Consider the following 21,662-nt stretch of genomic DNA (forward strand, 5'->3'; position numbering starts at 1 on the left):
ATGCCTTTTTGTTTTACTTCTTCTAAGATGGCTTCTTCTAGTCCCATAGATTTACGTTGTTTGAGAATCTGTTGTACTTCATTATTAAACGTCAAAAGACTGTCATTTTGTTCAAACCGCACATAAAAGCGAATAAAGTTGAGGAGTTGCCGAATTTTCTGTGTCGAGTACTTGGCTGTCTGCAATTCCATTACTAGGTCGCGTTTCCACCTGAGCTGTGCCGCATCTTGGAGATGCTGCTTTTCGAGGGCTTTTTTTGCCGTCAGCATCACAACCGAAAAAAGGTTATTGGGAATATTTAGTTCGGCGTCGGATTTATTCAGGAGTTTGAAAGTATCAAACTGGTAGATATTGCGTGTGGTATGGTACTCATAGCGGTACTCGTTAGGGGCAAAATCAGGTTTGTCATCTGTAAAAAGAGCAAAGGCTAGAATATTTTGCTGGTATCGATCACGTATTCGGTAAAAGTAGGTAAACATACGCTCGGCAAAATCTTCGTCTTTGTAGCCCTGTACTTCTATGTGTATCAGGATGCGGTGCTCTTTTCCTTCTTTAGAATGTACTTTTACAAGCTTGTCGGCATAACGTTTATTGCTGTTATTATCTGCAATAAGTTCGGAGAGCTCTTTGTCCAAAAACTCCGGTGCACGGCTGAAGTCTATATGTTGCGCTGCCCACTCAGGGAAAAAATAGTGCATAAAATCCTCAAAAAGCTCTTCTATGATACCTTTCCAAAGTGTATCTTTTTCGATAGTAGTTGGGAGTGCCATCGTTCACTTCAAGATAAGAGGTGTTTGTCTATGATAGCCTGAAAATCCTCTACTGGGATTTGATGCCCTAGTGTAGGCCAAATATCAACAGTATAATGCGCCGATGGGTGATAGGCTTGCAAATACTGTTGCGTATCTTGGGGCAGTATGAGGTTGTCTTGAGCTCCGAGTATTAGGACTTGTTGCACCCACTGAGGATTAGGCGCCGGTGTAATATGCTGAAAAACAGAAGTATACGAAAGCGCAGGGTTTAGCAATAGACTTGGTATCCCCCAATACAAGCTCATCCAATAGGCCATGAGGCCGCCCATAGAGCTCCCTATCAAGAAGTCGGGGCGGTCAGTGTTGTAGCTATCCAACAAGCGTTGGAGTGTATCGGGGTGTTGGCGGTAGTCAAGTAGTGGTGCTGATATACGCGCAGCTACTGCCGATAGGCGTGCCACCTTGTCGCTATGTGGCACGCTGTCGAGGCCGTGAAGGTATAACAAATGCCCGTACATCGGCTTGGCGTTGGGTTAAAGATTGGGGAAACGCATACGGTAATCTACCCGCACCTTGCCTTTGCTGATATTGCCCAGTTTTGACTTGAGCAAGCGTCGTTTGAGGGCTGGTAGATGTTCCGTAAACAGAATGCCTTCGATGTGATCATACTCGTGTTGGATGACACGTGCGGCCATTCCATGGTACTCTTCCTCATACGCATTCCAGTTTTCGTCATAGTAACGGATGCGCAGTTTTTCGGGTCGTTCTACATCGCCACGTATAGTAGGGATACTGAGGCAGCCCTCTTCGTAAGCCCAAGGGGTTCCGGTTTCTTCCAAGATTTCCGGATTAACAAATACCTTTTTGAACCCTTTGAGGTTTTCCTCATCCATGGGTTCGGCATCTACTACAAATAATCTGAGGCTTTTGCCTATCTGTGGGGCGGCTAGGCCTACGCCTTGGGCGTTGTACATGGTCTCAAACATATCGGCCACCAGCTGTTTGAGGTCAAAAGAAGCGTCTTTGGGGTCTATATCTTGTGCCACTTTTTTGAGTACCGGGTCTCCGTAGGCAACAATAGGGTAAATCATAGATGTGATGTGTGAAATATACTGTGATAAAAATAAGCAGCTCAGGGTGTGCAAAGCTGCAAAAAAGTCAGGAGGTCGTTGTATTGGGTGGGGTTGTTGGCCGGCTTTCGAGGTAGCGCTGTAAGATGATGACTGCACTGATTTTATCGAGATTTTCTTTTTGGCGGCGGTATTTCTTGGAGGTTCCCCCACTAATCATCGCCTCCAGTGCTTCTTGAGAGCTGCCTTTTTCGTCTTGTGTATGGACGGCCAAATCGGGGTAGAGTTTTTGTAAACTTCTGACAAAGCCTCTGATGTGCGGGGTACTGTGGGTATCGCTGCCATCGGCCTTGGTAGGCATCCCAACTACTACTGCCTCTACCTCTTCTTGTTGGAGGTATTTTTGCAAATAGGGCAGCAGTTCGTGGTTAGGAATAGTTGTGAGTGGTGTGGCGATAATCTGTAGCGGGTCAGTGGTCGCTATTCCCACGCGTTTGATTCCATAATCAATGGCAAGTATCCTTGGCATACATCGGTGGGGCTTAATTAAACAAGGCTGTTTTGCGAATCATTTGGCGCACTTCGGTTTCGAGCTGTACTCCTTTGGGCAACAATACGTGGTCTTCGATATCGGCGTGTACTTTTAGCTCATATTCAAAGGCTTTGAGCTCTTCGTATAGTACTACTTGTAACAAGGGAGACTTTTGGGTAAGCGCATACTGGTTGGTCAGCTCGCGCACACCTCGCATTTCATCATCGCTATCGTGGTGATGTTCGGCAAAATCCTTCAACGGGCTCTTGTCTAGCTCATAAAAAAGCTTTACTGCTGGGTACTTTCCCTGTGCAGTTTGGTGCAAGCGCAACAAATACGCAAAGAGGCCATCTTCTTCTTCGTGAATATGCTCAATAAACTCTTCTACAAAAAGCGGGAAAAAGAGCTGCAAATCCTTTACTAAGTCGGGGCTTTCCAAGTCTTTGGATTGTAGGTGCTTGACCAATGTGGCCATATAAGGCAACCTGCGTTGTATGAAGTTGACGTGTATGTGCCTCAAATACGCAATAATGACCTCTACACCATAATTGGGCAAGCGCAATGATTCGCTTTTTTGCTTTTTGGCTACAGCCGCCTCCAATCCTTTGATGACTAGCTTCACATCCAGTCTTTTTTGCTTACAAATACTAGCCAAGGTCTCTTCGGCTTCATATTCATAAAAAGCAATTCCTAGTTGATGCAGTGTTGCTGCATAACTATAATCTTGACGGATAAGCTCTTGGAGGGTTTGTTCTGAGTAAAAACGCATATAGGGCAATGTAGCTTAACAACAATCTCTACAAAAATATACAAATCCAACATAAAAAACAAGTTTTATGTTTGAGCCAGCTTGGGTTGTTGGCGATATTGATTGATTTCGTGTTCTAGTATTTGAAGCAACATTTTTGCTTGTTTCTCAGTCTGTTCGGTGTAGCGTGGGCGATTGTAGTGCTCCCAATCGTACAATTTGAAAAGGAAGTACTTGCGGAAGTAGCGGTTTTCTACCCAGAAGACTATTCCATAGCTTGGTGGCCATCCGCCAGAAAGCTGTAACAGACTAGGTACGTCCCATTCACCTTGGAGGCGGAGGTTTCTGACTTCGGCCAAAGGGATGTGCTCCCATTGCCACCAAAAATTGCGTATAGCTAGTGTCTGTCTTTGCCAATCCCAATATACCGACGGGTAATATAAATGGTAGATTTGCCAGCTCTGCCGTAGCAAGGCAGACAGCCAAAACACCCCAAAAGCCAATCCACACACAAATATCCACCGCCTCTCGGACTGTATACAATACAAAGCCCAAAGCAGCCCTACACAACAAGCCCCCCACCAAAGCCAGCGCCTAATCGAACGCTTCCAAAAACGGTAATACCGCATCTGTAGGCCTTGGGGAGAGTATTGCAAATGGCAGTTGGCAAGACGGAGGCTAGTCATTTACCAATTGGGTTTTTTGTTGTTTTTGTGTTTGTTGTTTTTCGGAATTCGCTGTAATTGTTGCCAGTATTGTAACTCTTGATTTTTCATGGCATCAAGCAACATATTGGCTGTTTCAGGGTCTAAGTTCATCTGTTGTAAGCGTTTGAGCAGTGCCAGCTCTTCGGGGCTTGGGTTGCTGGTAGCTTGCTCTATTGTTTGAGTGCCGCTGGGGTTGGCTTCTTTTTCGGGCAGGTTTTGTTCTTCTCCATCTTTATCGGGCACTTGTTCTGTTTGCGCTACCCCATTGGCATCAGGGCGGGCGTTTTGTGGTTGTTGTTGGGTGGCGCCGTCAGGGTTAGGGGCTTGGCTCACCTCTTGGTTACGCAACCGACGTTTGAGCAACTCATAGTTATAGCGCGCCAAATAGTTTGGTCTAAACTGTTCTATCGCTTTTTGGAAAGCTATCAGCGCCTCGTCATACTGTTGGGTAGCCTCTGCTATCAAGCCCAACTGTACCCAAGCCATAGAGCGTAACTCTTCTGAAGCCTGTGTATGCTCGGTTACCCGCTGATAGTATACACTGGCCTCTGTGTAGTCTTTTTGGGCATAGTATACTTGTGCCAGATTGGTCAATACTGATGGATTATCAACCCCCAGCTCTTCTACCAAATACTGGTATCGGACAATTGCGGTAATATAGTCTTGGCTTTGATGCGCCCTTACGGCCTCAAACTGCGTCTGATTTCGATCGCTGACGAAGGTCAATGGGTTGATGAGCAAGAGTGTCCAGAAATATTTGTACATAAACTCAGATTGCCAAAACTTTGATAATCAAAAACGCATCTAAAATAATCAAACCCAACGCTATTCCCAAAAAATAGAGGTATTTGTTGCTGGCTAAGTCTACCGTACGAGTATCCAGACGCTGTCCTTTATACGCCTGAACAGCCTCCAATAATTCGGGGATTTGCTGCTTTTGGTCGCTTAGCTCAAAGTATTGCCCGCCGGTATCTTGTGCCATACGGATGAGGGCAGACTTTTGTAGCCGTGTCTGCACGGGTTGCCCTTGTGCATCTTTTACAAAGCCTTGTCCGGAAACAAGAATCTGGCTTCCGGCTTGTGTGCCTACACCAAGGGTGAGCAGGCGCACCCCTTTGTTGCGTAGCGCGGCGGTAGCTCTGGCCGTATGCTCTCCAAAGTCTTCTCCATCACTGACTAGAATGGCCATTTTGGCAAAATAATTAGTCGTCTCTTGTCCTTCCGAAGCCATATAGCGTTCCAAAATCAGCGACAGTGGAGCGCTAAAATCTGTACCGCCCTCGGGCAACAACCCACTGTGCATGGTCTGAATGAATAGCTGTAGCGCGTTCTTGTCATAAGTCAGTGGGCACTGAATGTAGGCATCATCCGCAAAAATCACTAGGCCTATCCTATCGGCTGGCAGATTGGCCACCAATTGCCTTAGCTCGTGCTTGACACGCTCCAAGCGCGAGGGTACAATATCGCCGGCATCCATTGAGCGCGACAGGTCTACCGCAATATAAATATCCTTGCCTATGGCCTGAATGGTTTTCTTGCCAGCGCCAAACGATGGCCCCATCAATGCTATCAACAACAAACCGAAATAGGACACTCGGATGGGTATTTTCACAAAAATCAACGATGGCGAAAGCCTCAACTGCCCCGATACGCGCAATACCCGCCAGAGGTATGAGACTACCAAGCTGGCAAAGGCCACACAAACAAACGACTCAAACCAGCCCCACGACTGATACCACTCTATTCCTATCATATATTCTTATCTGATGCAATGGAGCAAAGATAGCGAGGGGTATTTGTATGTGCAAACCCAATGATTGATTCATAACTCAGGGTAGCTGATAAAAAATACGAAAATATTTCTCCCTGATATACAGGCTTAAAGCGTTTTTTTGAGCTGTTTTTTCACAAAAAATTTGACAGAACCCTTGCGCGGCATCAGATTAAATCCTTACCTTTGCAAACACTTTCAGCAACACCACAACAAGTGTTACCTCAAAACGGAGAGGTGGGTGAGCGGCTGAAACCAGTAGTTTGCTAAACTGCCGTACTCGTAAGGGTACCGAGGGTTCGAATCCCTCCCTCTCCGCCAAGCGCTCTAAAACGATTTAGAGCGCCTTTTTTTCCTAAAGCTTGCACAAATAACAGCCGTTTTTGGTAATTCGGGGCGTAGCGCAGCCCGGTTAGCGCACCTGGTTTGGGACCAGGGGGTCGCAGGTTCGAATCCTGCCGCCCCGACCAACAAAAGCCTGTTTTTTGCTTTTTGTAAAAGTATCCAAAAATAGTTATTTTTGCAAGTATTCGGGGCGTAGCGCAGCCCGGTTAGCGCACCTGGTTTGGGACCAGGGGGTCGCAGGTTCGAATCCTGCCGCCCCGACAGGGTAGGAAACTACTCGTCGGTTTTGGTTCCGTAGCTCAACTGGATAGAGCAACTGCCTTCTAAGCAGTAGGTTTAGGGTTCGAGTCCCTACGGAATCACAATAATCCTTACTTCTGCCCATCTCAAAACTCCTGATTTTTATGGATTTACAAGCTGCCCTCCAAGAAGCCGTAGAAAAGTCTAAACAACTCACTCAGCGCCCTTCCAATGAGGTGCTCTTGCAGCTTTATGCTTTTTACAAGCAAGCAACCGAAGGAGATGTATCTGGTGACCGCCCCGGGATGTTTGATATGAAAGGTCGATTCAAATACGATGCTTGGGAGAAACTCAAAGGAATGGGTAAAGATGTGGCTGCCAAATCTTATATTGACCTTATAAACAGCCTTTCCTAAATTTTTTGCCCACATAGAGCTAAAAATACCCCCATCAGGCCAACTAAAGTAAGCCCAAACTCGTCTAAAGAAGCGAATAATTTCGCAAAACCCTACAAAAGCTTACTTCTGATGTATATTCCTGCAAAGCGTGTGGCCGAGATATGCGAGTATGTAGACCAATTGCAAAAAAATCATTTTGACAATGACTACATCCGCCAACTGCTACCCCTAGCCTACCAACTTGACGAGCAACAAACGTTGGATATCTTGGCTAATTACAAAAATCTAAATCACATCGCTGATACCTATGTTGCACCAGAGCAACACAAAATCTTTGCAGAAAGTATGGGGCTACTCCAACCCATACATCCTGATTTACACCATATCGACAAAGCACAGTATTTTAAGGTATACCAACTTGTCAGCCACCACCACAATGCCAAGGCTGTAGGCTATATGGAGCGTTTTGGTTGGGATGAGGCTACATGCGAGCTCGTCAAAGAAGATGTCAAAAGACAGATTCTTGACCGCCAAAAACAACAAGAGGCCAAACGCATGAGCAACTTTGTCGCCGCCGGTGTTACCGTTATTTTGGCTTTACTGGCTTGGGCGCTGTTGCCAATACTGGCTGTGGATACGACTAGTGCCTATGTTGTTTGTGGGTTATTGCTTGCTTTGTCAGTTGTTTTTGTCATTCGAGGAGTTACTACTCACACCAAACCTGCCGATGCTTACCCCACAGGAAAGCCTAAAAAAGCCGAAAGACCTAAGGCCGTCATATCAAAATAAGCGCTTCTTTAGTACAATAACAGGTGCTGGTGTATTATGCAAACTATTGGTGCGCTATTTGCCACATCAAAAAAAGCCGCAATGTGCGGCTTTTTTGGTCTTACACCCAATCAGCGTTGTTTTGGACAATCTATACCTTCATAATCAAGCAAATCTTCACACAACTGGACGTTTTCCAGACCTCGTTGTGGGCTAAGTCTCATTTTATCTCCAAATAAGGCCTCAGCTTGTCTCGGAGCCGGAGCTCCGAGCTGCTTTCCAGAAATATCTAGCGGCGTAGGGAATCTTGGTATAAATTCAGGTACTACTAGTCGTTAGCCGGAACAAGTCGTTGGGTAACCTCGGGTCTGTCTTGCTCGTGTATGATTAGCTCATCTTTGGTAATCGATACTACATTGAGGATTGTCTCCTCCCCATCTGGGGACGAAAGCGTTAGGGTTTTGCCATCGGCACTGAGCGTCCAATGTCCTGTAGAATCCTCTTCATCTCCACCGCCGGTATTGATGACCGTGCCATCAGCCTTAAACTCTAGGCGGATAGCATCCATCATTCCGAGCATCATGTCTACAAAAAGCTTTCCTTGCTCTATTTCCTCCTCCGAGGCTCCTTCTTTTCTCATATCCTCTAGCACCATCTTACGCAGGTGCTCAATGTCAAATTTCCATTTGCGTACCAAAAGCTTCCGTGGGTCATTGTTGGTATCTGCCACTATAAAACTCATGCCCATAAAGGCAAAAGCTAGGAGTACTGTCAACTTCTGAAGTGTTTTCATAAAATGAGTTGTGAATTGTGAATAATAAAAGGGTTTGGGGCTTATTTAACTCAAACGCAGGTCAAATGCATAAGTTATACTGAGATTGACTTTGAGGATTCACTAGCGCTGATTTTCTTGAACCAATAAATCTTGGTGTAGGGTTAGCGTCGTAATTGTGCGATATGCATGAGTGTGTCATGATGCAAGTCGTGTTTTCCCTCAAAAGTATGGGTATCAAACTGTAGACCTGCCTCAGCTAGTTGATTGATATGGGTTTGAAAATTGGCTTCTGTAAAAAACTCATCCTGTAGCCCATAAACAATATCAATCGCTTGTGTTTTCCAGTTATGTCCGAGGACTTCATAATCTAGCTCTGTTGGGAAAGTGCCTGCCCAGGCAGTCAGATGATGAAACTGAACATGGCCATTGGCAGCCCATCGCACAGCAGTTGCTACGCCTTGCGAAAAGCCTAATATGTGTATTTGCAGTGTTTGGGGCTGCGGATGTTGAGCAAGTATATGGTTATAGAGTTGGTTGAGATAGGCGATATAATCTTCGATTTCGTGAAGGCGATCTTCCTTGGTCATCCAAGTAGCCCCTACCCTTCCGTTGAAGGCACTCTGATAAAACCTTGAGAGTGCTTCTGGAGCAATGATGACGGTTGATGCGTCTGCAATACTGGCAAACTTTGGGGCAAAGTATGCCCCTAATTGGCCATATCCGTGGCAGACAAACCAAAGTTGCTGGGTTTGGGCGCTGATATCAGCGCTTTGGTAATAACGTGCTGTGCGCTGTACCTTGAGGTGTTGTTCTGAGAAGCTCATTGCCGATATGATCGCGTAGGTTAGACAACAAAAGGCATTCAAAGCACTTGTTGTGTCTTGAATGCCTCTTATGTTTTTGGTATGGGTGCGCTTATGCGATGATGCGTTCACGCATAGCCACAATGCTATTGATTACGCCGTCAAGGTCATCAAGCGTAACCTCTCCTTTGCTTTCTAGCATTTGGAAGGCGGCATCTAGTTTGGTTTGGAGGCGTTTCAGGTCTGCCACAATTTCTTTCAAACCTTCTTTGTTGCCATACTCTTCTATGACGGTCATCAGTTGGTCAAGCACGAATTTTTGCTCTGCTATTTTGATATTGAGCAGTTCGTTTTGGTTTTTCTCTGCTACACGGGCGGTGAGGTATACTGTTTCGAGCCAGCCGCCTACCAGCATCAAGATGGCTAGGTCTGATTGTTTGTTTTCGCGCAGGTGTCCGTTGATTTTTGAGAAACTGTCAGAAGTTTCGGACAGCAAGAGGTTCAAGTCGTTGGATAGCGCTAGGCGTTGGATGGCTTCGAAGTTGATATATTCTCCTACTTTTAGGGTATTGGCCAATGATTTGACACAGTTGAGATACTGTAGTGCATCTGGTTTCTTATAGATAGTGGTGTATCCCAAGTCCGTACTGTATACTCCTAGGTTTAGGGCTTGTTTGTATCCTGAGCTATAAGAGCCTAGGTTAGACACCGAAGAGAGCATCGCACCGTTGTATTCGATGCCGATTTCTTTGATAAGCACTGAGATTTCTACCGGCGAGGGCATCGATTGAATAATCATTTCGAGCAGCTCTTCTTTGCTGTCTTGGGCTTGGATATTTGTATAAGGTAAGCAAGCTATCAGACAAATTAGAATTAGGTACAGAGGTGATTTTCTCATAGGAAGTGATAATTTTAGCGTGGCTATATTAAGTTGAGCCGGTGTTATTTTGACTTACGTTGCAAGTTTCATACCAAGCTACCCTGCTATTGGGCTTTGTTGGTTCAAAGACACAAGAGGGGTTCGGTGCAAAAGCCCGATTATTTAACGTAAGCTCTTGGGGTATAGTTATATTGGTGTAGTATATTGGGCAAAATAAATCTATTGATGATGGTATGGCTCGTTGATAGTTTGATGTTGAGGTATTTGATATTCAGCCAAAGTTACAGACTCAAGGCCAATTTTCCAAGGTGCGGGGCGGGGAGTTGATTTTCTGTGTTAGGGTTTATGCGCAAAAGCCCCAGCAGATTACTGCCGGGGCTTTTGTTTGTTCAATCTATGAGCGATTATTCTGTGATTTTAGCTCTAATTTCTTTAGATTTTGCCAAGATGTCTTCCAAATCTTTAGACGTAAACTTGATTTTGCTGGTGGCTTGGTCTTCTACAATGAGGATGCCTTCTTGTTCTTTTGTAGAAGCCTCTTCGTATACGAAGGTGATTTCTACACGGTTATAAATTTTTTGCAGCTCAATGAGGTCATTACGCAAGTCTTTAATCTTGGGGAATTCTTCTTCGTAGAAAGAGAGGAGGAGAAGGAGTTGATCCAAGATAATTTTTTGCTCTCCGATGCGGTTATTGAGCAAGTCATTGGGGCTGCGTTTGGCAATTTCGCAAGTCAGGTACAGCGCTTCGAGCCAGCCACCAGTCAAAATGAGGATGGTTTGGTCGGCACGATCTTTTTTCTGAAGGTGCTCATTGATGCGTTCAAGGCTTGTGTTGGTTACGAGCAATAGCGAGTCAAGGTTGTTGCTATTGGTAGCTAGATCTTTCAAGGTGTTGAAGTCAAAATAGTCTCCTATTTTGAGGCCATCCGTCATAATTTTGACCGCAGTGAGGTATTGTAGCGCGTCATTGGTTTGGCCGTAGATGTTGGCATAGCCAAGGTCAGTACTATAGATTCCTAGGTTGAGCGCTTGTTTGAAAGAAGTATTGTAGTCATTGGCTTTTTCTGTTGTATTGAGCAGGCCTCTGTCATACTTAATCCCTAAGTCCTTGATTAGGAAAGAGATTTCGAGCGGCGAGGGGATAGAGCGTACAATATCGCCCAATACCTCTTTTGAGAATGGCGGTGCGCTTGAGTTATCATCTTTACTAACCTCTTGATTGTCTTCATCTCCGGTGAGCAATGAGCCTCCTTTGGGTTTTTTGTTGCCCCCACAACTGAGCAGTAGTGTGGCTGCACAAGTAAAAATCACGAGGGTACGGAGCGAAGTTGGGGAAAAAATAGCAAACAGGCGCATTGGGGTAGTGTTCATATGTTGTGTGATTTTTATTGATTCGTAGTAAAGTTAAGATTTAAGAGAACCTAATCTACTGAAAATGTTGAATATACGCTTGAATACGTCGAAATACAGCGTAAGATACAAAACAAATGTCAAAAGCCAAATAACAAAGAGGTTATAGTAGTAGGTGTCAATCCAACGCCCGGCAAAATGTTTGGTTGGAGCGAAGAAGTGTGCGGAATAGTCGAACCAATTGATGGGGTTTTTGGGCTCGTGAAAGACGGGATAAATCCTTTGGATTAGCCGGCCTCTGTGCTCAATGAAGGGTTGGCCTTGGATAGCCACCTCTTCCTTTTTCATCATCAAGGAGAGTTGATTATTGTGGTACTGCTCTTTGATTTTGGGGTATTTAGGGTCTTGTGCCTCAAATTTCTCGTATACCTTCTCACGTTCTCGGGCGGCCTTGTTTTCTTGTTCGGTCGCATCATCATTGACCTTATCGAGGTAGGTGTTGAGTTTGTCAGCCACGCCTTCATTGAAGCGCGAAGTAGTAAGCTCTTCGGCTATTTTGATGTTTTTGGCAAATTTATGGTAGCGTTTTTCATCGCTAATCTCATTGCGCAGCAATGACAAATCATCTTCGATGACCTTCATGACAGAGTCGTTTTTGTCATCAAGGTGGTAGTTTTCGACTAGGCGGTCTACTTTTTCGCGTAGGGCAGGAACCCAATATTTTTGTTTTACGCGATAGTAGTTTTCTGTCTTCTCGATTTGGTAATAGTCTTCGTTATAGTAGTTGTCTTTGAATTGTTTGACTGTCATTGCTTCAAAAGCCCAACGCGAAACCATAATGTCGGCCACAGGGGGGACTTTGCCTTTGAGGGTGATATTGTCGTTCATTTTGTCGTAGCTAAAAATCATTCCGCTCAAAATCATCTGCGGAATCAGCAGCAGCGGGATGGTGATATAGATAGTTACGACGGAGTTGAAGGTCGACGAAATGTTCAGCCCCAACACATTAGCAAAACAAGACACGGAGAACAGTATTATCCAGTAATTGAGCAGTTCGCCTTTGATTTCGAGAATGGCGTTGCCTACCACCACGAAAGTCAGGGTTTGAATTGCTGAGAGAGTAAAGAGAATAATCAGTTTGGAGCAAAGATAGGAGGCTTTGCTGAGGTTGAGGAATTTTTCGCGTTTTTGAATTTTGCGGTCTTTGATAATCTCTTCCGCGCTGACAGTCAAGCCCATAAAGAGCGCAATAATGACACATATCAGGATATAAGCCGGAATATTGTCATTGAACATAAAGGTATATTTCCCTTCGACCTTGGGGTCGTTTTGGAAGCGAATCACAAAGGCCATCAGCAGCGCCAAAATTGGGGCTTCGAGTAAGTTGATGAGCAGGTACTGGGTGTTGCCGACCTTGGCCAAGAAGTCGCGAATGGTAAAGATTGTTGTCTGTACAAACAAGTTGGGCAACTTGAGCGACGATGGTGGCGGCTCTTCAATCACTTCGACCTTCTCTTGTTGGAAGTTTGCCTTATAGTGTTCGTTCCACTGTTGAGGAGTGATTTTGCGTTTATTGGTATATTGGCCGTATTCGTTTACTACTTGATCTTCAATGATGTTGAAGATTTGTTCGGGATTGAGGTTGCGCCGGTCGCCTTCTACTTGGTTGGCGGTTTTTTTGAAGTATGGGATTGCTTCGAGGGGGTCACCATAATAGATTGGGTAGCCGCCTTGGTCGAGGATGATCATTCGGTCAAACATCTTGTAGATGTCTAACGAGGGCTGGTGAATGACCACAAAGATGAGTTTGCCTTTGAGGGAAATCTCTTTGAGCAAATCGACTACGTTTTCGGAGTCGCGTGAGGAGAGGCCGGAGGTAGGCTCGTCCACAAACATCACTGCGGGCTCTCGGATAAGCTCTAGGGCGATATTGAGGCGTTTGCGTTGGCCTCCACTAATTTTTTTGTTGAGGGGGTTGCCTACTTTGAGGTGCCGGATGTGGTCTAGGCCGAGGCTTGTGAGTACACTGACTACACGCTCGTCTATTTCGGCCTCATTGAGGTCGTTGAAGCAAAGTTTGGCGTTGTAATAGAGGTTTTGGTATACGGTCAATTCTTCGATAAGCAAGTCATCTTGGGCTACGTAGCCAATTACGCCTTCTATTGCATCCTTATCCTTATGAATATCAATGTTGTTGATGAGTACTTCGCCCTTGGAGGGGGTTTCGAGGCCAGCCAATACGTTGAGCAAGGTGGTTTTGCCCGCGCCACTACCGCCCATAATCCCGACGAGGCGGCCTTGTGTCTCGCTGATAGAAACTCCTCTGAGGCCGAGGTTGCCAGCCGGAAAGGTAAACTCAATTTCTTCGGCAATAAAAGAAAGTTTGGTTTCTTGGAGATTTTCCAAGAAAATAGCTGTTATATCGCTGTAATAGAGCGCCTTGCCTTGTCCGGTTTTGATAGCGCTCCCGCGAGAATATAGGTATACTTGATAGGGCTTAATGGGGAAGCCGTTGAGCAGTATTTCTTCTTCTTGGCAGTGATGCTTTACAAATAGCATATCAGCGCTGCGCACCCACAAGAAGATGACTTCGCCGTCGAGTTTTTCGAGCTGTAAGGTTTTGGCTTCGGGGTTGCTAAGCTGGGCATTGAGGTTGCTACTCACAATCAAGATGTCCTTGAAGCTCATCTGGCTTGTTTCGCGATTGATTACATAGCTTTCAATGGCCTTGTATTCGTCTCCGGCGATGTTAAAGGCTTTGGAGACTGTATCGATGATTTCACGGCGTTGGTCTGTAAATTCTCCGTCGGTAGCAATGAGTTCGAGCAGTTTGGTCAAGATGACGACCTTTTGGCCTTGGGCGAGGTTTTGGTTAATCTCACGACAATATTTCAAGATTTTGACTGATTCGCGCATTGTGATGCGGTCTGGCCCCGGATTGCCATAGTCCGCTACTTCGTCATACAGTTGGGTATAAGTATGAATAGAGTTTTGATCAAGGTGTTCTTTGAAGTACGTAATGACAAAGTCTCTTTCGATTTGGGTGGCTCCCCCATCTTGCTTAGAGATGATCCCGAACAAACGGGTAAGGGCATCTAATATATTTTCGCTCATATGCTATGTGCTTCCTACGGGGTGTGTAACAACGCCGGGGTATACGGTTACAGGCTCTCGCAATTTTTGTACTATTTTCGCTCTTTTTGTTGTTGGAGCCAAAATAAAAATAACTTTACCCTTGGAGGGTAAGGGTAAAGCCTGAGTTGGATTAGGGGTAAAGCCTAGGTTTTAGTAAGGCTTGAACTCGAAGGGTACTTCAACCAGCTCCGAAAACTCGGTACCGGCCTCTTGCATATCTTCGTCGTCTTCGTGATAATACCAAAGCACGCTAGTTCCTGTGATCCCTTCTAGCTTGGATAGAATATCCAAAATCAGTTTTGATGAAGCGGTGTTGAAATACTCCAGTTTGAAGATAAACACAGTTTCGGGGTTGGGTGATGAACCATACTCACCAAGCCATTGGAGAACGGGGTCATAAAACTCGGCTGCGTCTTCGGGCAGAGAACGACCTGAGATCTCAAAAATACCGTTATTCTTGTCCAGAATTATTTTTGGGGTGTCTTCTGTTCCTTCTGAATTGATTACGTCCATAGTTTGTATTGTTTTAGTATTCTATTTAGACAAATGGTGATGCGGCAAACTGTTGCTATTCGATACGGCAATAATTGGCGGGTGATTTAGTCTTGCAATATTACTAAGATTCTTTCCGTGGCACAACCGTTTTGAGCGAGAAAAACGAAATTTTATCGTTCATCGGCTCAAAGTCAAACTGTAGTTTCTCGCCTGATTTTCGGGCCATATCAATAAAGCCAAGCCCTGCGCCACCTTTGACATTGATTTCGCCAGTCTTGATGATTTCTTTGTATAAGGCTTTGAGGCCGTCTTTGTCGAGACTGTTGATATGCTCGATTTTGTCTTGCAAAATTTTGACACGGTCGTTGGTTACCATATTCCCGGAGGTAATGGTATACACGTCTTCGTGCTTACCTACCATAAAGACGGCGTGATGCTGTTGCCCTTCTGCGTCTTCAAAGTCAATTTCGTTAGAGTATTTTACGATGTTTTGGAGGCACTCCACCATCACATTAAATACTTTGCGTTTGACGCTCGAATCTTCCCTCCCTGCATCCATGTTACGCTCTGCCATCGCAAGCACAGACTTGGTAATTTCTTGCGTAAACTCTCCTTCATATACGAGGATGAGGTTACGCTCGACCATTATCTTGTGCAGTTCATAGATGTACTTCATATGTTTTTACCGTATTAGCATTCATTAAGGAAAATCCTTAACTCAAATTGCAAGATGATTCAATATTATGATATTTTTCTGAAAAGTAATAGGGTTTCATCAAAATTTTACGCCTATTAATAAGATGTCGTCCGTTTGTTTATTATCGCCTTGCCAAGCTTGGAGGGCTTGTTCGAGGGCATTGTTGATGTTATCCACGGGTTCGTGCTTGTGTTTCAAGATAATATCTCGAATGCGTCGAGGGGAGAACTTGCGGTTTTCGGGGCCGCCAAATTGGTCGGGGAAGCCGTCGGAGAAGATAAAGAAGGCATCTCCGGGTTTGTATGACACTACTATGTTATTGAACTCGCTTCTATTTTTGTATTGCGCGCCACCAATGGGGTACTTGTCGCCTTTGAGTTCTTCTATGTGGCCGCCTTCGGGCAAGTAGTAGAGCGGGCGGTGAGCCCCTGCATACGACAGTGTTTGGGTTTTCACATTAATTTTGCATAGCGAGATGTCCATTCCGTCTCTAGAGTTGGAGCCGAGGTTTTGTTTGAGTGTTTCCACTACCTCTGCATCCAGCAGGTCGAGTATCTTGCCGGGTTCGAGGTTTTCGGGGCGTCCTAAGATATTGTTGAGCAAGAAGTAGCCAATCAAGGAAATCAAGGCGCCGGGTACGCCGTGGCCAGTACAGTCTACGGCGGCTAGGTAGATATCATCTCCTTTTTTGTAGAACCAAGGGAAGTCTCCACTAACCACATCGCGGGGTTTGTAGAGGATAAATGATTGTGGTAAATAATTGCGTATCAACTCATTGTCTGGCAAGATTGCTTCTTGGATACGCTTGGCGTAGTTGATACTTTCGGTGATTTTCTTATTGGTATTCTGAACTTCGAGTTCGATGATTTTACGTTCGGTAATATCATGCGATACCAAGAGAACAGACTCTACGATTTTTTGGTCATTATATTCCGGAATAGCATCGACCTGCATAATGCGTTTGCCCATGTCAGAGTGGAAATCCATTTCAAAGCTGATTTTATAGCCCTCTGTCAGCACTTGTTCTATACTTTGCTTCCATTGGTTCAAGACTTTGGGGGGTATTTCTACCTCATCAATATGTTGTTGTAGATAGGCATCTTTATTTTTCCCTGTATAATTTTCAATTACAGGGTTGATATAGAAGATACGTCCATCTTTGCTAATACGGGTGATAAGGTCGGGGGAGTTTTCAGAGAGTGCCTGCATTTGGCCGCGCATCCGTTGTTCGGCTTCTACTAGGCGGCGCTCAGTAATATCGCGGCTATTGACCACAATCCCCTGGATGGCGGGGTCATCGAGCAGGTTAGTCCCAGTAGCCTCTAGCCAAATCACTTCGTGGCCGTCTTCTTTGGGGTGTTTGATGCGGTAGCTAAACTGGATGGTAATGCGTTCGCGGGGGTTCAGGATGAGGTTTTGGAACATCTGCTGGAAGGCTTCTTTTCCTTCTTCGATGTAAATGGTATCACTCATCCCAATCATTTCATCTTGGGTATAGCCCAAGATTTTCTCTACCGAGGGGCTTATATAGCTGATTTCTTTATTCTCACGGTAGATGGTGATTACTTCGGAAGCGTTTTCGAGTAGGAGGCGCGTTTTTTCGTTGGCGCGGTGTACCTCTTCTATTCTAAATTCGAGTTCGTTTTTGGCGATTTGTAGCTCTTCGTTTTGCGCAGCCATTATTTCTGCGTTTTGGCTCAATACAGCCTGTTTGTCTTGTAGCTCTGTACTGAGTTTCTGAGAGGCTTCCAGTAGGCGCTGGGTATTGGCTGTTACTTGGATATTGTATACTGTACGGGCAATGATTTCGCTGATTTCTTCAACAAACCGGACATTTCTCTCACTAAAGCGCTCAAAGCCTGCAAACTCCATCACCCCCAACACTTGCTCTTGGCGGTCTACTAGGGTGATGAGCGGGCGTATGAGAATACATTTGGGTTTGCGGTCTCCCAAGATACCTGAGGTGATGGTTACATACTCATCCGGGATTTCAGTTCGGACGATTGTATCTTGTTCGATAGCAGCTTGACCAACCAGCCCTTCAGCAAATTTAAATTTGGCATTAAGGTACTTTTTCTTGTTGTAAGCATAGCTAGCTGTCATCACGAGTTCGTTGTCGCGGAGATCTTCGCCGTGGGCTTCGGTGGTGTAGAAAGCGCCCTGAACGGCATTGATTCGCTTGGTAATGTATTCGATGACGGCTTCGCCCAAGGTTTCGATGTTGTTTTGGCTACGGAGAATATCACCGATTTCGGCGCGGCCTACTACAATCCAGTTTTGCTCTTCGTCGCGCATAGCAGCGGTACGGATGCTGTCGCGCATTCCTATGAGAGATACGCCGAGGGCATCTTCTTCGCTAATGGGGCTAAACTCTGTGTCTAGCTCGCCTTGGCCTATACTTTGGGCAAAGCTTACGGTTTTCTTGAGATTCTCTACCAGTTGGTTCAGCTGTCCGGCCATTTCGCCTATTTCATCTTCGGAGCTTTGGGGAATGGCGCTAGGCAAGACTCCCCGCGCCAGTAAATTGACAACCTGCCGGAGGGAGAGCAAAGGATTGATGAGCAGTCGGGAAAATAAAATACCCAATACCAGCGAGATAAAGATGATGACTAGCCCTGCGATAAGAAAGGCATTGCGCAACAAGTCTGTAGGGCGATTGATTTCGGATTGGTCTATTTTTACAATCACCCCCCACTCTACCCCGGGGATAGTTCGCCAAGTAGCCAACACCGCCTCGCCACGATAATCACGAGCAAAGCCGGAGCCTTGACGGCCCTTGACGGCCTCTTGTAGGTACTGGTGTGCGTCTTCGCCTAGGCGTACCCTTTTGCGCAAGGGTGCTAGCGAGTCTTGTCGTAATGGGTTGAGGTATACGGCGTTGTTGCCTTCGCGGCGCGCCAAGATGATTTCTCCTGTAGTTCCTAAGCCTGTGATGTCGGCAGCCAAGGAGTAGACATAGCTCATATCAATTTCGTAAACCAACCGCCCCAACAGCGACTTATCTTGGTCATACACATTGGCGGCGGCCAACATTTTGAATACATTGAGGCTGTCTACGGGTTTGTATACATTACTATAAGCAATGACTTGGTCTGCAAAGGTAAGGCGGCGTTTATCATCATTGATGTTGACTTTGCGCCTTACATTGACCCGCGCGCGATTCTCACCATATTCAGAAATAATATTCCCTTCGGCATCTGTCAGGTAAATAAAACTGATTTGATAGAGTTGTTCGATAGACTGTAATATCTCTTGGAGTTGGGCTTCGGTAGTACTGTCATATACCGTTGCGCTTAACATTGTGAGAGAGTCTTCTTTTGGGTCTTTTTTGCCGGTGGTATCAAAGGCGATAAACACTTGTGAGGCATTGCTGCGTTGGTGTGCGCGCAGCTTATCTTTAACAATACTCAGCTGACTACCAAAAATGAGGTTGGCCGTTACTTTGTCAAAGAAAGTTTCTACTTTTTCGGCTTTCAGCTTGGCAATGGTATTGATAGAAGCCAAATAGCGTTCTTCTACAGACTGCCGGCTAAGGTTAAAGGCAATCAAACTCACCGATATAACCGATATGAGTACGATGATAATTACCAAGATGGTAATTTTTGTTCCAATTCTGAGGTTCTTAAACATATAGTATCAGCGGTTCTGTCAGTCGAGTAATATGTTTTGGTATTCGCCTTCGGCTATTTCTTTTGCCAAAAGTAATGCCACTTCTGTTAAAAGTGCCTCATCGGCTTCTGAAAATTCGCGAAGGGAGGCGATTTCGAACACTGCCAGCACTTGCCCATACTCATTGATCACGGGCACTACGGTCAGGTGCTTGGCCGAAACATTGCCTAGCCCAGAAACAATCATGATATACCCTTCGGGTACATTTTTGAGGTTGATGAGCTTTCCGTCCTTCATTACTTGGCCTATCAAGCCCTCCCCTACTTCGTAGACGTTTTTGCGTGTTTCGGTAGTATAGTAGGCATACGTGGCTACGAGTTTGGCCTGTATGGCTTCGTTTTCGGGTTGAATGGCAAGGTACAATCCTCCCTGCCCTGCTTCGAGGTGTGTACAGACCAGCCTCAAGACCTGTTCTAAGAGTTTTTGGAACTCTCGGTTGTTGTTGTGGAGGTTCATCACTTCGAGCAAGTTGCGCATCAGTTGTTTTTGGCTGTTATTGATGCTGGTATTGTCGGTCTGGTCTTCTGTAGCGGCTTGGCTGTCAGAGCCTTTTTGTTGTCCGATTTTGCCTACACGCTCTACGTAGATGGTTTCTACTTGCCGGCGGCGGCTCAGCAAGAGCATCAGGATAGCAAACAAGCCTAGGGCTGTTTCTACCCCTACAACCCAAAAAATATTGGCTACTGCTAGTCGGAGCTTTTCGATATCCTCCATGCGGCTGAGCTTGAGCGTGCTCAGCAGCTCCACTCGCCAGCTATTGAGGTAGGAAGCCGTAAAGAATATCCCCAAGATAAAGAGGATGATTGCAAAAACGGCTAAACGCTGAATGATTTTCATAGAAACACTTTATTTAAGTATACCTGCTTTGTTTTTTTCGTGCAGTTCTGCCAAGAAGCGTATAATTTGGTCTGTATTGAGTTGGTAATCTATCGGAGTTATTTTGAGTGCTGCGGTGGGCATCGTATCAATCAAACATTCGCTTGGGTCTTGTACGATTGCAAGCCCTCCTTTGTCTTTTGCAATTTTCATTCCTAAAGCGCCATCTCTGTTGGCACCGGAGAGTAAAATCGCTATTAGGCGATGCCTATAAACAGCCGCTGCTGAATGAAACATCAAATCTATGGCCGGGCGGGAGTTGTTGATCAGGTCGTCTGTAGAGAGTGAAAAGGTATTGCCGGGGTCTACTTGGAGGTGATAGTTGGCCGGAGCCAAATAAATACCGCCTCGTTGCACGCTTTGTTTGTCTTCGGGTTCTTGTACTTCAATACTACTTTTGATGTTGAGCGCTTCTACAAAGCCGTGGCGGACGTGCCGCAGTCTATGCAGGCACATCATAATGGGAATATCAAAGTCTTTAGGCAAGTGATTGAGTATCTTGGTAATGACTTGAAAGCTCCCCGCCGAGCCTCCTATGGCAATGGCTTTATATTGATGTTTGATGTGAAAGTCGCTCATTTGATGATAAAAAACAAAAAGTAAAACAGCCTAATTTGGGTTAATTGCCTATGGCGAGGGTTAGTCTTTCACTTTTTTGTAGACTTTCTCCTCATTATTGACAATGATAAACTTATTGGCTATTTCGCACCAAATCAAGGACTCTTTGGAGCCTACGGCCAAGTAGCTGTATTTGTGTAGGCTTTCGTGAAATAGTTTAAGTACTTGATTTTGGAGCTGTTGGTTGAAGTATATCATCACATTGCGGCACAAAATCAAGTCAAAAGTATCGAAGGCAGTACCGTCTACTAGGTTATGGACAATCCACTGGACATTACGCACCAAGTTTTTGTCAAAAACAGCTTTATTGCCTTCTTCTTTGTAGTATGTACTCAGGGTGTGTGAGCCTTCATAGCGTTCGTAGTTTTTCTGGTTTAGTTCCATATTTTTGATGGGGTACTTTCCTTCTTTGGCCTTGTTGATGATGGCCGTATCGATGTCTGAAGCCACAATCTGTACCCTATCAAGCGCCTTCATTTCTTGTAAGACGATGGCCATCGAAAATACTTCTTCGCCCGAAGAGCAGCCTGCATGCCAAATCTTAATGGGGCGCTCATTGAGTAAAATATTGGGTAAAATACTGTCTTTGAGTACTTTCCAAAAACCAGGGTCTCGGAACATTTCCGTTACATTGACCGTGATTTCGGACAAAAACTCTTGGAAGAAACGTTCATCTTTTTCTGATAGTTTCTGAATCAAAACTTCTATCGATGGGTATTTGTATATCTCCAACAAGCGTTGTACCCTGCGTTTGAACGATGACATGGCATAGTTCGAGAAGTCATAATCAAAGCGTCCCTGAATTAGCTCTGTAAGTTTTTTGAGTTGGGCAATTTCTATATCTTGCATATTGACGTGTAGACAGATTTCATCTTGGCAATTTAGTATAAAAACCCGCGCCACACAATAGCTCCGATATTAAACTGCGCTTTTTTTATCTCTCTGCCCTGCTGGTAGAATTTAGTAGAGCGAAAAAATCTTTTCTAATCCTTTTTTCTTAGCTTTGGGCTTAGCCTGTTCTGAACGTGCTC

21 protein-coding genes and 4 tRNA genes are annotated in these 21,662 nt (G+C 45.2%); 6 read left to right on the forward strand and 19 right to left on the reverse strand.

Annotated features, from left to right (window positions below):
- The 8 genes from G499_RS20225 to G499_RS0114660 all read right to left on the reverse strand — a co-directional run.
- Positions 1-770, reverse strand: a 770-nt coding sequence (locus G499_RS20225; protein WP_035727702.1) for an RpnC/YadD family protein, incomplete at its 3' end; no start/stop codon positions are given.
- Between the two features lie 8 nt (positions 771-778).
- The gene (locus tag G499_RS20230; protein WP_051296288.1) at positions 779-1,270 is read right to left on the reverse strand and encodes a YqiA/YcfP family alpha/beta fold hydrolase; all 492 of its coding nucleotides are present in this window, start codon (positions 1,268-1,270) and stop codon (positions 779-781) included.
- A 15-nt stretch (positions 1,271-1,285) separates the two neighbouring features.
- Positions 1,286-1,843 (reverse strand): peptide deformylase, encoded by a 558-nt coding sequence (gene def / locus G499_RS0114635; RefSeq protein WP_027000556.1) that lies wholly within the window; start codon positions 1,841-1,843, stop codon positions 1,286-1,288.
- Positions 1,844-1,910: 67 nt separating this feature from the next.
- Positions 1,911-2,351: a Holliday junction resolvase RuvX gene (ruvX, locus tag G499_RS0114640; protein WP_027000557.1), complete on the reverse strand. Its 441-nt coding sequence runs from the start codon at positions 2,349-2,351 to the stop codon at positions 1,911-1,913.
- A gap of 13 nt (positions 2,352-2,364) precedes the next feature.
- Complete coding sequence (locus tag G499_RS0114645) at positions 2,365-3,123, reverse strand: hypothetical protein (RefSeq protein WP_027000558.1); 759 nt, start codon at positions 3,121-3,123, stop codon at positions 2,365-2,367.
- Between the two features lie 65 nt (positions 3,124-3,188).
- Positions 3,189-3,788: a hypothetical protein gene (locus G499_RS0114650; protein ID WP_027000559.1), complete on the reverse strand. Its 600-nt coding sequence runs from the start codon at positions 3,786-3,788 to the stop codon at positions 3,189-3,191.
- Positions 3,789-4,574 carry a tetratricopeptide repeat protein gene (locus G499_RS0114655; RefSeq protein ID WP_027000560.1) on the reverse strand — a complete coding sequence of 262 codons (786 nt, stop codon included), beginning with the start codon at positions 4,572-4,574 and terminating at the stop codon, positions 3,789-3,791.
- A gap of 4 nt (positions 4,575-4,578) precedes the next feature.
- On the reverse strand, positions 4,579-5,562 hold the full coding sequence (locus G499_RS0114660) for a VWA domain-containing protein (RefSeq protein ID WP_081413824.1): 984 nt from the start codon (positions 5,560-5,562) through the stop codon (positions 4,579-4,581).
- A 249-nt stretch (positions 5,563-5,811) separates the two neighbouring features.
- On the opposite strand from G499_RS0114660, the gene G499_RS0114665 reads away from it, so the two are divergent.
- The 6 genes from G499_RS0114665 (at position 5,812) to G499_RS0114690 (ending at position 7,352) form a co-directional block, all read left to right on the forward strand.
- Positions 5,812-5,901: transfer RNA gene (locus tag G499_RS0114665), tRNA-Ser, on the forward strand.
- A 71-nt stretch (positions 5,902-5,972) separates the two neighbouring features.
- Positions 5,973-6,050, forward strand: a tRNA-Pro gene (locus G499_RS0114670).
- 61 nt (positions 6,051-6,111) lie between these two features.
- Positions 6,112-6,186, forward strand: a tRNA-Pro gene (locus G499_RS0114675).
- A 27-nt stretch (positions 6,187-6,213) separates the two neighbouring features.
- Positions 6,214-6,287: transfer RNA gene (locus G499_RS0114680), tRNA-Arg, on the forward strand.
- Positions 6,288-6,329: 42 nt separating this feature from the next.
- Entirely contained in the window at positions 6,330-6,581 is a 252-nt protein-coding gene (locus G499_RS0114685; protein WP_027000562.1) for an acyl-CoA-binding protein, read from the forward strand.
- A 111-nt stretch (positions 6,582-6,692) separates the two neighbouring features.
- Positions 6,693-7,352: a hypothetical protein gene (locus G499_RS0114690; protein WP_027000563.1), complete on the forward strand. Its 660-nt coding sequence runs from the start codon at positions 6,693-6,695 to the stop codon at positions 7,350-7,352.
- 307 nt (positions 7,353-7,659) lie between these two features.
- Here the strand turns inward: G499_RS0114690 and G499_RS0114695 are convergent, their stop codons facing one another.
- From G499_RS0114695 to G499_RS0114745, 11 genes are all read right to left on the reverse strand, one after another.
- On the reverse strand, positions 7,660-8,124 hold the full coding sequence (locus tag G499_RS0114695) for a lipocalin-like domain-containing protein (protein ID WP_027000564.1): 465 nt from the start codon (positions 8,122-8,124) through the stop codon (positions 7,660-7,662).
- Positions 8,125-8,267: 143 nt separating this feature from the next.
- Complete coding sequence (locus G499_RS0114700) at positions 8,268-8,930, reverse strand: alpha/beta hydrolase (protein WP_027000565.1); 663 nt, start codon at positions 8,928-8,930, stop codon at positions 8,268-8,270.
- Between the two features lie 91 nt (positions 8,931-9,021).
- Entirely contained in the window at positions 9,022-9,807 is a 786-nt protein-coding gene (locus tag G499_RS20235) for a hypothetical protein (protein WP_051296290.1), read from the reverse strand.
- 386 nt (positions 9,808-10,193) lie between these two features.
- On the reverse strand, positions 10,194-11,162 hold the full coding sequence (locus G499_RS0114710) for a hypothetical protein (RefSeq protein ID WP_154658479.1): 969 nt from the start codon (positions 11,160-11,162) through the stop codon (positions 10,194-10,196).
- A gap of 33 nt (positions 11,163-11,195) precedes the next feature.
- Entirely contained in the window at positions 11,196-14,255 is a 3,060-nt protein-coding gene (locus G499_RS0114715; protein ID WP_027000567.1) for an ATP-binding cassette domain-containing protein, read from the reverse strand.
- 171 nt (positions 14,256-14,426) lie between these two features.
- A complete protein-coding gene (locus G499_RS0114720) occupies positions 14,427-14,789 on the reverse strand; it encodes a DUF1987 domain-containing protein (RefSeq protein ID WP_027000568.1) in 363 nt (120 codons plus the stop codon).
- Positions 14,790-14,892: 103 nt separating this feature from the next.
- Positions 14,893-15,447 (reverse strand): SiaB family protein kinase, encoded by a 555-nt coding sequence (locus tag G499_RS0114725; protein ID WP_027000569.1) that lies wholly within the window; start codon positions 15,445-15,447, stop codon positions 14,893-14,895.
- 99 nt (positions 15,448-15,546) lie between these two features.
- Positions 15,547-19,098: a PAS domain S-box protein gene (locus G499_RS0114730; RefSeq protein WP_027000570.1), complete on the reverse strand. Its 3,552-nt coding sequence runs from the start codon at positions 19,096-19,098 to the stop codon at positions 15,547-15,549.
- An 18-nt stretch (positions 19,099-19,116) separates the two neighbouring features.
- Positions 19,117-19,974 (reverse strand): GAF domain-containing protein, encoded by an 858-nt coding sequence (locus G499_RS0114735; protein ID WP_027000571.1) that lies wholly within the window; start codon positions 19,972-19,974, stop codon positions 19,117-19,119.
- A gap of 9 nt (positions 19,975-19,983) precedes the next feature.
- The gene (locus tag G499_RS0114740; protein ID WP_027000572.1) at positions 19,984-20,592 is read right to left on the reverse strand and encodes a chemotaxis protein CheB; all 609 of its coding nucleotides are present in this window, start codon (positions 20,590-20,592) and stop codon (positions 19,984-19,986) included.
- Between the two features lie 60 nt (positions 20,593-20,652).
- Complete coding sequence (locus tag G499_RS0114745) at positions 20,653-21,480, reverse strand: CheR family methyltransferase (protein ID WP_027000573.1); 828 nt, start codon at positions 21,478-21,480, stop codon at positions 20,653-20,655.
- Positions 21,481-21,662: the final 182 nt, after the last annotated feature.

Origin of the sequence: Eisenibacter elegans DSM 3317 (genome assembly GCF_000430505.1) — a bacterium.
In the GTDB taxonomy this organism is placed as follows: Bacteria; Bacteroidota; Bacteroidia; order Cytophagales; family Microscillaceae; genus Eisenibacter; species Eisenibacter elegans.